This is a genomic window from Streptomyces sp. NPDC001828 (assembly GCF_042892175.1).
Classification (GTDB): Bacteria; Actinomycetota; Actinomycetes; order Streptomycetales; family Streptomycetaceae; genus Streptomyces.
Window position 1 is genome coordinate 595,121 of the sequence record NZ_JBIATV010000001.1, and the last position, 14,324, is coordinate 609,444.

Here is a 14,324-nt window from a genome sequence, read left to right on the forward strand (position 1 = left end):
CGGCCTGTTCACGGGCCGCTCCTCGGGTCGGGGCCGCCGGGGCCCGCGTCGACCGCGGAGCCGGCCAGTACCTCGGGCGCGCTGCCCCGGTGCAGACGTACGGGGCCGAACCGTTCGGTGGCCTCGGCCGTCAGCCGGCACAGCGCCAGGTGGTACTGGCCGTCCTTGGCGGAGTCCTCGCCCGACTCGACGGCCGTGCGCAGCGCCCCGAGCGCCCTGGCCGCGGCCTGCGGCCACAGCTCGCCCAGGATGGCCCGCTGGTCCGGCGCGGTGCCCGGACCGAGGGGTTCGGTGCTGGGGTAGGCGAAGTAGGGGTCCGCCGAGTCGGCCAGGGCGGCGGTGGTGCGGATGTCCTGCGGCATGTGCGGGCGGGGGCTCCACAGGAGCGGGCCGTGGGTGTTGGCGAGCGTGAGGTGGCCGCCCTCGGTGTGCAGGGTGATCCGGTGGAAGAGGTGGATGTGGTTGTCCGGGTCGCCGGGGTCCATGTCGTTCTGGAGCCGCAGGGTCAGCGGCACCCCGCCGACCACACCGTCCAGGCTCCGGTACACATGCGGCGACTGGCTCAACTCAGCCGCTGTGGAAGGCAGTTGTGAGGGAGCACCCAAGGCGAAGGGGCGTACTCCGCCCAGCATGCGGCCGATGATGTCGAAGGCGGTGTAGAGGACCTGGAAGGAGCACGCCGCGTCGATGTGCAGCGCCCGTTGACGGCCCAGCAGGCGCCGGGCCGTGGCGATGAACCTGCGCACCGGCTCGACGTACGGATAGTGGGTGTTCAGCCGGTAGGCCACCCGGTGTTCGCGGGCGGCCCGCAGGCAGTCGGCCAACTCCTGCTGGTGCAGCGGGTGTTCCTGGAGCACATGGTGTCCGCGCGCCATCAGGTCCTGGGCGAGGCGGGCGCCGGGACCGCCGTTGATCCCGGCGCCCACGACGACGGCGCAGGCCGCCACGTCCTTGGGGATGGCGTCCACCTCGGTGAACAGCTCGATCCCGTAGTGCTCGGCGACCCGGCGCGAGCGTTCACTGCCCCGGGCGAGCACCCCCGCCGGTTCGTACGGCGAGTCGGCGCGGGCGGCCCCGGCGAGGTAGATCCGGCCGAACTTGGTGCCGCACACCACCAGCCGGGGCCGCCGCCCGGCCGCGCTCACAGCTCGCCCTCCTCGGTGTCACCGGCTTCGGCGAGCGGGACGCGGTAGGTCTCGAACAGGGACACCTCGTCCAGCTTCGCCACCCGCTCCACCACCGAGGACGGGTCGAGCACGTCGGCGGCGTAGTACACACCGGGCGCCACCGAGCCGTCCACCAGGGCGCTCGCCGCGAGGGCCGCGACGAGCCCGGTGAGCCGGTAGGTGTCGCCCGCGCGCAGCACCAGGCTACGGGTCGCGGGCGCTCCGGCATGACGGCCCGTCAACTCCAGGGCGAAGAGCTGATAGGGGGCGCGGCCGAACAGGTCCAGGGCGGCCGCGTCGATGAGTTCTCGGGCGGCCGGCGTCAGATCGCTCTGCCCGGCCATGGCACCTTGCAGCCGGCTGAGCGTCTTGAGCATGTGGGAGCCGCCGTCGAACACGTTGTACCAGTCCACCGTGGACAGGCCGAGGTCCCGGGCGAGCCGCTCGATCTCGTAGCTCAGATACGGGTAGGCGCTGACGGTGCCGGGGAAGAACGGCAGCCGCACATCGGCGAGCGGGGTGAGCGCGCGCAGCACCCGGGCCCCGTCCCGCCATGCCGACTGGGCCTCCCCGTAGCCGCCGCCGAGGCTGAGCAGGTAGTCGGCGGCGCCCGCCGGGGTGAGCCGGTCCATGGTGCCCGCGTACGCGGTGAGCCGGCTCGGCTCGCTCAGGTCCTGGGCGGCGAGCCAGCGCGGAAGCAGCCCGGTGAGGCCCGGCATCATCCCCGCGGTGAGCAGCGCGGTGCGGCCGCTCTCGGCGAGGCGCTGCTCGGACAGGGCCCGGTGCACGGGTTCGTCACCACCGGCGTCCACGTAGTCGGCGCCCGCCGCGAGGGCGACCTTGGCCACGGTGTCCAGGACGACGTAGGAGGGGCCCGCGCAGTTGACGACGATGTGGCTGCCCCGGCAGAAGGCGTCGAGCGAGGCCGCGTCGGCGGTGTCCGCACGGGCGGACTCCACCGGACCCGGCCGGCCGGTCGCCTTCAGCTCGGCCGCCAGCGCCTCGGCCCGGCCGGGGTCGCGGCCGCCGATGCGCAGCGTCGCCCCGGGGTGTGCGGAGGCCAGTTCCTGGGCCACGACGCGGCCCACCGCGCCATAGCCTCCGAGGACCGCGATGATCGGAGCGTTCACGCTTGGTTCTCCTTCTCCGTACGGACATCGGTGAGCAGGGCCGCGATGCGGGCGGCGCGCGCCGGATCCAGGCAGTCGAAGTGGGTGCCGGGGGCGTCGATCCTTCGCACCTCGCCCAGACAGCCGCCGCTCCACCACTCGGTCATGTCCGCGCGCAGCGTCGGCCACAGTGCGATCTCGTCGGTGTGCAGGACCAGGGTGAGGTCGCCCGCGTACGGCTCCGGGCGGTGCGTGGCGCAGGCGTCGGCCAGCGCGCGGCCGGCCCGCAGGCGCGGGCGCAGCGCGTCGGCATCGGTGCCGAGCGCGGCGGCGAGCGCCGCGATCCGCTCCGGCTCGGGCCGGGCCGCGTACTGGCCGAAGGATGAGGCGAGTTGGGCGTGCGGACCGTCGAGGCGGGCCAGCGCGCCCCCGGGCACGTACCCCGGGGTGGCGGCCAGGACGGTGGCGAGCGCGGGCCCGGCGAGGGTGTCGCCGGGCAGTCCGAGGACCGCCGGGTCGAGGCCCGCGCCGATCGCGAAGAGGTACTCGGCGAACGCGTCGTCCTCGACCACGGCGGGCAGCGGGTAGCTGCTGATCACCGTGAGGTCCACCTCGGCGCCGCCCTCCGCGAGCAGCCGCGCGGTCTCGGCCGCGAGCACCCCGCCCACATGCGCGCCGACGAGGTGGAAGCGGGTGTGGCCGGTGGCCCGCAGGGTCTTCGCCCGGTCGTGGGCGACCCGCTCGATGAGCACGCCCGGTGTGGTGTCCGCGTAGTCGGTCAGCGGATGGCTCGCCGAGAGGTCCAGGAGCGGGCCCGCGTCCTCCAGCGGGGCGCACAGCGCGGCGTACCGCTCGGCCGTGCCGAACCCCTCGGCGCAGGTGGCCCACACCCCCTCGTCGTCCCCGCCGCCCGGGAACGCGGCGGGCGCGGCCGGGGCGCTCTGCTGCTCGGCGGTCTGCTCGCCGTCGATCTGCCCGGTGGCGAGCAGGGCGGCGAGCCGGGCCACGGAGGCGCCGTTGAGGACCTCGCGCAACAGCTCGTCGAAGAAGGTGTGCTTGGCCTCGGCCACCTCCTCGCGCAGCACGCCCACCACCTGGGCGGCGAGCAGCGAGTCACCGCCGGCCTCGTAGAACGTCTCCTCGCGGCCGACGGCCGTCGTGCCGAGCACCGTGCACCAGGCGGCCTGGATGCGCTGCTCCAGATCGGTCATCGGCACCCGGTCACCCGCCCCGGCGCGCTGCTCGACGGCGCCCTTGGGCAGCAGCCAGGAGGCGAGGGTGCGCCGGTCGGTCTTGCCGTTGTCGGTGAGCGGCAGCGCGTCGACCAGCTGGAGGTGGGCCGGGATCATCTCCTCCGGCAGCCGCTCGGCGACATGGCCGAGGACCTCGGCGGCGCTCGCCGGGACCCGGTCCTGCTTGAACTGGACGGCGAAGACGTGCATGCCGATCGTGGACAGCGGGTCCTTGGTGTCCGGCAGGCACACCACGGTCTCGCCGCCGGCCCCCTCGATCAGGTCCAGCCACTGGTCACGGGCGACGAAGGTCTGGTCCGCTCCCTTGCGCACGTCCTCGAAGTCGCCGTTGGTGGCGTCGAAGAGGAACTCCATCGACGTCAGGATCTGGTAGTTGTCCCGGGTCGTCTCGATGAAGATGAGCCAGCCGCCCGGCGCGAGCATCTCCCGCATCCGGTCCAGGACCACCGAGGCGTCGCGCGAGTAGTGCATGACGTTGCCGCACAGGATCACGTCGAGCGAGTTGGGCTCGATGCCCTGCGGGCGGTACTCCTCGTTCATGTCGAAGAGCTGGTAGTTCACCCACGGGAAGTCGGTGAAGCGCTCGGCCGCCTTGTTCAGGAAGAACTGCGACACATCGGTGAACAGGTACGAACAGTCGTGGCCGGCGAGCCGCGGCACCGCCTCAACGCTCACCCCGCCCACGCCCGCGCCGACTTCGAGCAGCCGCAGGGTGCCGCGCGGGGCGTGCTCCTGGGCGATCCGCTGGACGACGGAGGTCGCGACCCGGTTGAGGTAGGAGTTGAGGAAGCCCTCGGTGTAGGCGGCCTCCTGGATCTCCAACCGGCCTTCGGGGAAGAGGAGTTGGACCGGGTCCTGCTCGTCCCGCAGCAGCTGCGGGAGGTGGGCCGTGGCCGTACGGAAGTAGCTGAGGAGCTCCGAGCCGTCCTGGGCGGTGGGCAGCGCCTCGTCCACCCGCAGCCACGCCTCGTCGACCGAGCCGGGCTCGGCCCGGCGCAGCGCGCGGTAGTCGCCGTCCTCGGGCGACCGCTCCACATATCCCTCGCGTTCGAGGGCGGCGAGCCAGCGGCGCACCAGGCGGTGGTGCTTGGGCGCCACGCCCGCCGAGAGAAGGATCGCCCCGAGCGAATGCCGCTCGTCCGCCGTGGCGAACAGGCCGCTGTTCTGGAGGACGTCCATCATCGCGAGCAGCGCCGCCTCGTCCAGACGCCGTGCGAACCCGACGACCTGCTCGGCGTTCACCCCGGCCCGGACCTCCTCGCCGTCGGCGGTCACCGCCTCGACCAGGGCGCTGTCCCGCTCGGCGGCGCCGGCCGGTACGCGCGCGGTCTCGGCGAACGCCATCAGGCGCCGCTCCCACGGGCGTTCACCCTCGACGAGCACCACACAGTCGGCCACGGCCGGGTGGCTGCGCAGGGCCGCCTCGACCTCCGCCGTCTCGATGCGGTGGCCCCGGATCTTGACCTGGCGGTCGTCCCGGCCGAGGAACTCGATCTCCCCGTCGGGCAGATACCGCCCCAGGTCCCCGGTGCGGTAGAGGCGCTCGCCGGTGCGCGGATGGGTCAGGAAGCGCTCGGCGGTCCGCGCCTCGTCGCCGAGGTAGCCGAGCGCGAGCCCGGTCCCCGCGATGTACAGCTCGCCCGCCACCAGATCGGGACAGGGCTCCATCGCCGCGTCCAGGACGTGGAAGCGCTGGTTGGTGAGCGGCCGGCCGTACGGGATCGACGGCAGCCCCGGGGTCACCTCGTCGATGGGGTGCAGGATCGACCAGATGGACGCCTCGGTCGCGCCGCCGAGCGACGTCACCGTAAGACCCGGCACCTTGGCGCGGATGGAGTCGGGCAGCGACACCGGTATCCAGTCGCCGGACAGCAGCGCCAGGCGCAGCGAGGGCAGCGGCACGGGTTCCGTGCCGAGGTACTCGTTGACCATGTGCAGCTGCGCGGGAACGGAGTTCCAGAGGGTGACTCCGTGCCGGGCGACGAGGTCGGCCCAGTGCGAGGGGTCGGCGCGCCGGTCCGGGTCGGGCAGGACGAGCGTGCCGCCCGCGGCCAGGACTCCGAACACGTCGTAGACGGAGAGGTCGAAGCCGAGGTTGGCGAGGGCGAGCACGCGGTCGTCCGGGCCCACCGCGAACCGGTCGTTGATGTCGTCGATCGTGTTCACCGCGCCCCGGTGGCTGATCATGACGCCCTTGGGACTGCCGGTCGACCCCGAGGTGTAGATGACGTAGGCGAGGTCGTCGGGCTCCCGCAGCCGGCCGACCGGGGCCGTCGGCGCGGGAGCCAGGGTGTCCACCTCGATGGCGGTGACGCCCTCGGGCAGGACGGTTCGGCCCGAACGCACCAGCGCACAGCCGACCTTGGCGTCCCGGAGCATCTGCTCGCGGCGCGCCTCGGGCTGATGGGTGTCGACCGGCACGTAGACGGCGCCGGCCAGCAGGGTGCCGAGGACGGCCACGACCTGTTCCCAGCTCTTGTCCATCACGACGCCGACCAGGTCGCCCGGCGCGCAGCCCGCGCCCTTGAGGGCGGCGGCGACGGCATGGGCCCGGGCGGCCACCTCGCCGTGGCTGAGGACGGTGTCGCCGCTGATCACCGCGGGGCTCTCGGGAGTGCGGGCCGCCGCCGCGAAGGCGCCCTCGTGCAGGAGGGCTTCGGGGAGCGGGGCCTCGGTGGCGTTGACCGCGGTGCGGCGCGCGCTCTGCTCGGCGGGCAGCTCGGTCGGGACCGCGAGGTCCCACACGCCGGGGTCGGCGGCCATCCGCTCCACCAGGGTGCGGAAGGAGGCGAACATGGCGTCCACCACTCCGTCCGCGAGCACGCCCTCGCGGACGTCCCAGTTGAGCGAAAGGCCCTCGCGGTCCTCCATGACCTGGCAGTCGATCCACACCTGCGGGGTCTGGCTGATGCCGTGCACGAGCCGGCCCTCGGTGTCGTCGGCCGGAGCGGAGGCCGCGTCCCCGAGCCCGATGGCGCTGGTGAAGACGACCGGCATCAAAGCGGCGTCCTGGCCGCGCCTGCGGGCGATCTCGCGCATCACCTCCACACCGGTGAACAGCCGGTGGTCGAGGTCCTCGAAGAGCCGGCCCACCAGCTGCTTGCCCCGCTCGGCGAACGTCGCGCCGGACGAGCGGTCGACCTCAAGGAGCTCGACGGAGGTGAAGTCGCCCACCAGGGAGCCCACTTGGGGGTGCAGCGGCAGCCGGTTCAGGAGCGTGAGGTCGAGCGTGAAGCGCTTCCGGTTGCACCAGCGGCCGATGACCTCCGCGTACGCGGCGAGCACCGCCCCCGACGGGGTGAGGCCACGCGCGGTGGCCGTGTCGCGCAGCGCCTGCCAGTCGGCCAGGGGCAGCGCCATCCGATGGCGTACGAACCGGGCCGGGCCCTCGGCGGCCGGGGTCTCCCGCATCGGGAACGCGGGGGCCGGGGGCAGGTCGTCCACGCGGTCCAGCCAGTAGGCGCGGTCCCGCTCGTAGCGGGTGCTCTGGCGCAGCCCGCGCTCGGCGAGCAGATAGTCCCGGAAGGTGACGGGCAGTTCCGGCAGGGCGGCGGACGGGTCCGCGTACAGGGTGCGCAGTTCGTCGAGCAGGAGGTTGATCGAGACGTAGTCGGCGATCAGGAAGTCCAGCGAGACGTGCAGCAGGGCGTGGTCGGCGAACAGGGTGGCCCGCAGCTCGAACAGCGGCCAGACGCCCGCCGGCCTGATCTCGTGGTCCATCGCGTCCCGCTGCGCGGCGAGCGCCTCGGCGGCCCGCCCCGGCGTGGCCTCGCGGAGGTCGGTGACCTCGATGCGGTACGGGGCCACCGCCGTCAGGACCCGCTGGGAGCCCTCCTCGTCGACGACGGCCCGCAGCATGTCGTGCCGCTCGATCAGCCGCTGCCAGGCCTTCTCCATCCGGGCCGGGTCGAGGCGGGTGAAGCGCAGTTCCCCGTAGGCGTGGCAGGCGACACCGCCGTACGCGAAGAGGTCCTTGCGGCCGAGCAGATAGGCGGTCTGCACATCGGTGAGCGGGAACGGGGTGTGGCGGTCGTCGGGGTGGTGCACGACCGTGGTGCGGGTGCGCTCCTCGCGCAGGTGGTCGAGCACCTGCTCCTTGTGGGCGCGCAGGGCCTCGCGGCGTTCCTCGGTCAGTGCGCCCTGGGGGGCGCGGAACCGCAGACGTCCCGACTCCTCCCACAACTCGACCCCGGCGGCCTCCAGTTCGGCCAAGAGCCCGGCGATGTTCATAGGGTTCCCTCTTCCATGGCGGTCAGGGCGGTCGTGTTGCGTTGCTCCTGGACGAGCGCGGCGAGCGCGCTCACGGTCGGGGCGGCAAAGAACTGACGTAGCGTCAGTCGCAGTCCGGTCTCCCGGTACAGCTCCTCGGCGGCACGGGTGGCGGTGAGGCTGTCCCCGCCGAGCAGGAAGAAGCTCTCGCCGCGCCCCACCCGGTCGGTCTCCAGGACCGCGCCGAAGACGCCGGCGACCAGCTGTTCGAGGTCTCCTCGGGGAGGCTCGCCCCGGTCCGGCCCCGCCCCCGCACCGGCGGCGAGCTCGGCGAGGGCGGCGCGGTCCACCTTGCCGTTGGCGGTGAGCGGCAGCAGCTCCACCGCTTCGATCCGCTCCGGGATCATGTAGTGCGGGAGCCGTTCGGCGAGAGCGGATCGCAGGGCGTCGCTGTCGGGTGCGATGCCGGTGTCGGAGACGACGAAGGCCACGATGCGGTGGCGGGGCCGCTCGCCGACGGTCAGTGCCACCGCGCGGGCCACGCCCGGTGCCGAGCCGAGCGCCGCCTCGATCTCGCCCAGCTCGATGCGGTGGCCGCCGACCTTCACCTGGTGGTCGGCGCGGCCCAGGAATTCGAGTATGGCTCCCGGCCGGTAGCGGCCGAGGTCACCGGTGCGGTACCAGCGCTCTCCCGCGTGGGTCACGAACCGCTCGGCCGTGCGCACCGGGTCGCCCCGGTAGCCCTCGGCCACCCCGGCGCCGCCGATCCACAGCTCACCGGGCACCCAGTCGGGGCAGTCGCGGCCGTGGGCGTCGGCCACGCGGTAGCGCTGGTTGCGCAGGGGAGTGCCGTACGGGATGGACGGCCAGTTCTCCAACAGGTGCTCCACCACGTGGAAGTTGGACCAGATCGCGCCTTCGGTGGCGCCGCCCAGGGCGACCAGGCGGCAGTGCGGAGCCCGCTCGGCGAGCCGGCCCGGCAGGTCCAGGCCGACCCAGTCCCCGGAGACCAGCGCGAGGCGCAGCCCGTCGAGCGCGGGGCCGTCACCCGCGGCCGCGAGCAGCATGCCGAGCAGCGCGGGCACCGTGTTCCACAGGGTGACGCCGTGGGCGCGGACCGAGCCGAGCCAGCGGTGCGCCTCGCGGCGGTCCTCCTCGTCGATGAGGACCATCGCGCCACCGGCCGACAGGGGGCCGAAGATGTCGTAGACCGACAGGTCGAAGTCGAGGGCGGAGACGGCCAGTACGCGGTCGTCGGGGCCCACCCCGAACCGCTCGCCGATGTCCTCGACGGTGTTGGCGGCCGCCCGGTGGGTGATCTCGACGCCCTTCGGCTCGCCCGTGGAGCCCGAGGTGAAGATGGTGTACGCGAGCGTGTCGTCGGGCACATCGACCGGCCGGGACAGGGGCGCGGCGCCGAACGCCTCGGCCACGTCCACGCGGTGGACCCCGGCCGGCCACTCTCCAGACGCGTCGCCGGCGGTCAGCGCCACCCGCGCCCCGGCGTTCGCCAGGATGCGGGCGCGGCGCGCGGGCGGCTGGTCCACGCCCACCGGGACGTACGCCGCCCCGGCGGCGAGCACGCCGAGCACCGCGGCGATCTGGTCGGGCCCCTTGGGCAGCACGACGGCCACCAGGTCCGCGGGCCGCACCCCCGCAACCCGCAGCGCCCCGGCGACGGCCAGCGCCCGGGCGGCAAGGCCCGCGTAGTCCAGGGTGGCGGACTCGCCCCACAGCAGGGCGGGGCGCTCCGGCGTGCGGCGGGCCCGCTCGAAGAACGCCTGGTGCAGCAGCCCGCCGCCGGCCGGGGCCCCGGTGGCGTTCACGGCCGCCCGGGCCTCGCGCTGCGCGGCCGGGAGCGGCACGGCGACCTCGAAGGCCCAGTCCGCCTCGCACAGGGTGCGAAGGAGCCGCTCGTACGCGCCGAACATCTCGGCCACCACCCCGTCGGGGAATAGCTCCTCCACCACGTCCCAGTTGATGGCGAGCCCGCCGTCCCGCTCGACCACCTGGCAGTCCAGCCAGACCTGCGGGGTCTGCGAGAGGCCGTAGACCTGCTCCCCGAACGGCATGCTCAGGTCGGCGAGCTTGTCCGAGACGCCGAGCGTGCTGGTGAACACGACGGGCATGGGGGAGTCCATCACCCCGTCGCGCAGGGCGAGTTCGCGCAGGACCCAGATCGCCGAGACCGAGCTGTGCTGGAGCCCGTCCCAGATCTGCTGCTGGAACCTGCGCGCGGCGGACGCCCAGCCCTCGCCCGCCCGGGGCCGGTGGCCGACCAGGAGCAGCGAAGTGAAGTCGCCCACGATGTCGTTGATGTCGGGGTGCACCTCGCGCCGGTCGAACAGCGTGAGGTTGAGGGTGACGTCCGGGTGCGCGCTCCAGGCGGCGAGGACGTCGGCGAACGCGGTGGCGAGCAGCGCGGAGGGCGTGAGCCCCACCTCGCGGCCCCGCGCGGTGAGCGCCGCCCAGACGGCGGGCTCCAGGGCGAACTCGCGCCGGGCGAAGCGCGGCGCGGTCACCAGGGCCGGGTCCACGGCGAGCGGCAGCGCGGGCGCGGGCGGCAGGTCGTCCAGGCGGGCCCGCCAGTAGTCCCGGTCGGCCGCGAGGTCGTCCTCGGCGGGCGCGGCCTGAAGGACGTAGTCCCGGAACGAGACGCCCAGGGAGGGGAGTTGGGTGCGTGGCGCCCGGTAGAGGGCCGACAGCTCCCAGAAGAGGGTCATGATGCTCAGCGCGTCGAGCACGATGTAGTCGAAGCCGAAGGCGATCCGGGTGCGACCGCCGCCGTATCGCGTGGCGGCGATGTCGAACAGCGGCCAGCTGCTCACGTCGAAGACCCGGTGGTCCATGGCCGCGCGCTGGGAGGCGAGCGCCGACTCCTCCTCCCCGGCGGCCGCTTCCGTGACGGTGAGGCGGAACCGGGGCACCTTGGGCAGGATCTTCTGGTTGCCGTCGTCGTCGAAGACGGCCCGCATCATCTCGTGCCGCTCCACGAGGCGGTTCCAGACGTCCTCCAGGAGGCCGAGGTCCACGTCCTGGCCGTCGAACTCCCAGTACCAGTACGATCCGACGCCGCCCAGGGTGAAGTCGGACCCCCGGCCCAGCCAGTAGGCGCGCTGCACATCGGTCGCCGGGAACGGTTCGCCGCGCCGGGCCGGGTCGGCGGTGACGGTGGGCAGCCGGGTCGGGCGCCCGGGGGTGAGCCCGGCGGCGAACTCCCGCAGGGTCGGCGCGGCGAACAGCCGGCCGAGGTCGGCGTCGTGCAGGCCTTCGGCCTTGAGCCGGGTGAGCAGCCGGGTGGCCAGCAGGCTGTCGCCGCCGAGTGCGAAGAAGTCGTCCGTGCGGCCCACCCGTTCGGTGCCGAGCAGCTGCTCCCACAGCGCCGCGACGGCCGCCTCCACGGGCCCCTCGGGCGGGACGTGGGCGTTGCTCGCGCGGGGCGCGCCGGACAGCAGCTCCGTCAGCGCGCCGCGGTCCACCTTCGCGTTGGCGTTGAGCGGCAGCGCGGCCAGGCTGATGAGGCGGTCGGGGACCATGTGCGCGGGAAGCAGCGCGGCCAGGTGCTCGCGCAGGGCGGAAGCGAACGGGCCTTCGCCGTCGGGGAGTTGGGTGTCGCCCGCGGGCTGTTCCGCCTCGGGGCTCAGCACGACGGCCGCCGCGAGGCGGCGCGGCTCGTCCCCGACGGGCACCACGGCCGCCGCCGTCACCCCGGGGTGCGAGACCAGGGCGGCCTCGATCTCCCCGGGCTCGATGCGATGGCCCCGGATCTTGACCTGGAAGTCGGACCTGCCGAGGAATTCGAGGGTGCCGTCCGGCCAGTAGCGGGCCAGGTCGCCCGTGCGGTACCAGCGCAGGCCCTCATGCGTCACGAACCGGTCGGCGGTGCGCTCCGGGTCACCGCGGTATCCGTCGGCCACCGAGGCGCCGCCGATCCACAGCTCGCCCGGCACCCAGTCCGGCCGGTCCCTGCCGTACGGGTCGGCCACCCGGCACCGCTGGTTGGCGAGCGGCACGCCGTACGGCACGCAACTGCCGTACGGAAAAGCCCGGTTGGCCTCCTGCACGGTGGAGTGGATGGCGGTCTCGGTGGTTCCGCCGAGCCCCGCGAAACGCAGAGCGGGGAAGACCTCGGCCGCGCGCTCGGCCAGGGTGACGGGCACCCGGTCGCCGCCCAGGAGGGCCACCCGCAGCGAGGGCGCGCCGCCTTCGGCCTGCGCGGCCTCCAGGAGCATGGCGAACAGGGTGGGCACGCAGTTGACGACGGTCACGCCGTGAGCGCGTACCAGGGCGAGCCAGGCCCGGGCGTCGCGCCGCTCGGGCTCGCTCACGCACACCACCGCGCCGCCGGCCGACAGCGGGCCGAAGATGTCGTAGACGGACAGGTCGAAGTCGAGCGCGGAGACGGCCAGGGTCCGGTCGTCGGGCCCCACCGAGAAGTGTTCGGCGAGCGCGGCGATGGTGTTGCCGGCCGCCCGGTGGGAGACCACGACACCCTTCGGGACGCCGGTGGACCCCGAGGTGTAGATCAGGTACGCCGGTTCGCTGGTGGGCGGGCAGGCGGGCACGTCGAGCGGGCGCGCGGAGGCGGCATCGGCGAGCGTGGCGGCGGTGACCTCGACGCGGGCGCCGCTCGACGCCTGGATACGGGCCCGGCGCTCGGCCGGCTGGTCCACCCCGACTGGCACGTAGACGCCGCCCGCCGCGAGCACCCCGAGCACGGCGACGATCTGGTCCGGCCCCTTGGGCAGGGTGACCAGGGCCGCGTCGCCCGGCGCGAGACCGCGCTCGCGCAGCGCCCCGGCCAGGCGCAGGGCCCGTTCTGCGACCTCGCCGTAGCCGAGCTCGCCGCCGCGCCACAGCAGCGCGGTGCGGCCGGGGTCGGACGCGGCCGTCGCGAAGAACGCGCTGTGCAGCGGGGCGTCCGGCAGGGTGCGCGTGGTGGCGTTCGCCTTCTGCCGCACCTGGCGCTGGCGCGCGGGCAGCAGATCGGGCAGCGGGCCGTTCCAGTCGGCGCCGGGGGCCGTCAGCTCGGACACCAGGGTCCGGAACGCCGCGAACATCGCGTCGACGGTGCCCTCGGGGAAGAGCGCGTCCACCGCCTCCCAGTTGAGCCGGATCCCGTCGGCCTCCTCCACCACCTGGAGGTCCATCCACACCTGCGGGGTCTGCGAGCTCATCCAGGCCGGCTCGCCCAGGACGCCGCGCACCTCGGGGCCGAACAGCTCACCCATGCTGAGGGCGCTGGTGAACACGACCGGGGCGAGGGCCGCGCCCCGCCGGGTGCGGGCGAGGTCGCGCAGCACCTCGGTGCCGGGGTAGTCGCCGTGCGCGGCGGCCTCCCGGAAGCCGGCCTGCACCTGGCGGGCCCGCGCGGCGAAGGAATCCGCCTCCTGGGGCTCGACGGTCAGCAGCAGCAGACTGGTGAAGTCGCCCACCAGGGACGGCACATCGGGGTGTACGGGGTCACGGTCGAAGAGCGGCAGGTTGAGCAGGAAGCGCTCCTCGGCGCTCCACAGGGCCAGCACCTGCGCGTAACAGGCGGCGAGTGCCATGGAGGGACTGACCCCGTGGGTCCGGGAGAGGGCCAGGAGCCGTTCGCGCGCGGCGGGTTCGAGCAGATGGCTGCGGCGGGTGGTGCGCGGGTCGCGGATCTGCTCCGGGGCGGTGGCCAACGGGAGTTGGGGCCCGCCCGGCAGGGTGCCAAGCCGCGCCGTCCAGTAGGCGCGGTCCCGCTCGCGTCCCTCGGCGGGGCGCGCGGAGCGCTCGGCGAGGTAGCGCGGGTAGCTGTAGAGCGAGGGTGCGGGCCGCTCGTCCGGGCGGTCGTAGTGGCGCGCCAGATCCGCGATCACGATCCGGAAGCTCATCGCGTCGCAGACCAGCATGTCGATGTCGATGTGCAGCCGTCCGGTGCCGCCGGGGAGCAGGGTGAGCCGGACATCGAGTACCTGGCCGCGCGCCACGTCCATGCGCTGGTGCGACAACTCGGCCCGCAGCCGGGCGAGTTCCGACTCGCTCCGCTCGGCCGTCAGCTCGCTCAGGTCGTGCACGCCGGCCAGGCCGGTGGGCGCGGTGTCGACGCGCTGGGTGCCGTCGTCGAGGAAGCGGGCCCGCAGCATGGGGTGCCGGGCGGTGAGCGAGCGCAGCGCGGCGTCGAGACGGTCGGGGTCCAGGGCGGGGCCGTCGAACTCGAAGTAGAAATGGCTGCCGGACCCCAGGGCCTGCCCCTCCGCCCGGCCGATCCAGTAGGCGTGCTGCATGGGGGCCAGCGGGAAGGGCGCCCGCTCGTCGGTCTCCGTGTACGCGTCGCCAGGCGCGGCCGCGTCGTCCGCGTCCCGGGGCTTGTCGCCGTCCTGCCCGCCGGCGCGGCCGCTCGCCAGCGTCCACCAGTCGCACAGCCGGGGCCGCTCGATCAGTTCGCCGAACGTGACCGCCACGCCCTCCCTGCGCCACAGCCCGGCGAGCCGCATGACGCCCATGGAATCCAGCCCCCGGGCCACCAGGTCGTCGTCGTCGAGGACGGATGCGACGGGTTCCTCCAGCAGGTCCGCGACGGCCCTGCGCATGTCATCGAGCGAAATTCCCATGGG

General features: G+C 74.0%; 4 protein-coding genes. All 4 read right to left on the reverse strand.

Going from position 1 to position 14,324, the window contains the following annotated elements; genetic code table 11:
* Positions 1 to 8: 8 nt before the first annotated feature.
* Genes ACFYZA_RS02825 through ACFYZA_RS02840 form a run of 4 tightly spaced genes read right to left on the reverse strand, consistent with a single transcriptional unit; the run spans position 9 to position 14,300 of the window.
* Complete coding sequence (locus ACFYZA_RS02825; protein WP_388486553.1) at positions 9 to 1,145, reverse strand: Gfo/Idh/MocA family oxidoreductase; 1,137 nt, start codon at positions 1,143 to 1,145, stop codon at positions 9 to 11.
* Positions 1,142 to 2,296, reverse strand: coding sequence for a saccharopine dehydrogenase NADP-binding domain-containing protein (locus ACFYZA_RS02830; protein ID WP_382584137.1), 1,155 nt, complete (start codon positions 2,294 to 2,296; stop codon positions 1,142 to 1,144). The genes ACFYZA_RS02825 and ACFYZA_RS02830 overlap by 4 nt, the downstream gene beginning before the upstream one ends.
* Positions 2,293 to 7,758 (reverse strand): amino acid adenylation domain-containing protein, encoded by a 5,466-nt coding sequence (locus tag ACFYZA_RS02835; protein WP_388486555.1) that lies wholly within the window; start codon positions 7,756 to 7,758, stop codon positions 2,293 to 2,295. The genes ACFYZA_RS02830 and ACFYZA_RS02835 overlap by 4 nt, the downstream gene beginning before the upstream one ends.
* On the reverse strand, positions 7,755 to 14,300 hold the full coding sequence (locus ACFYZA_RS02840; RefSeq protein ID WP_388486557.1) for an amino acid adenylation domain-containing protein: 6,546 nt from the start codon (positions 14,298 to 14,300) through the stop codon (positions 7,755 to 7,757). The genes ACFYZA_RS02835 and ACFYZA_RS02840 overlap by 4 nt, the downstream gene beginning before the upstream one ends.
* Positions 14,301 to 14,324 lie beyond the last annotated feature (24 nt).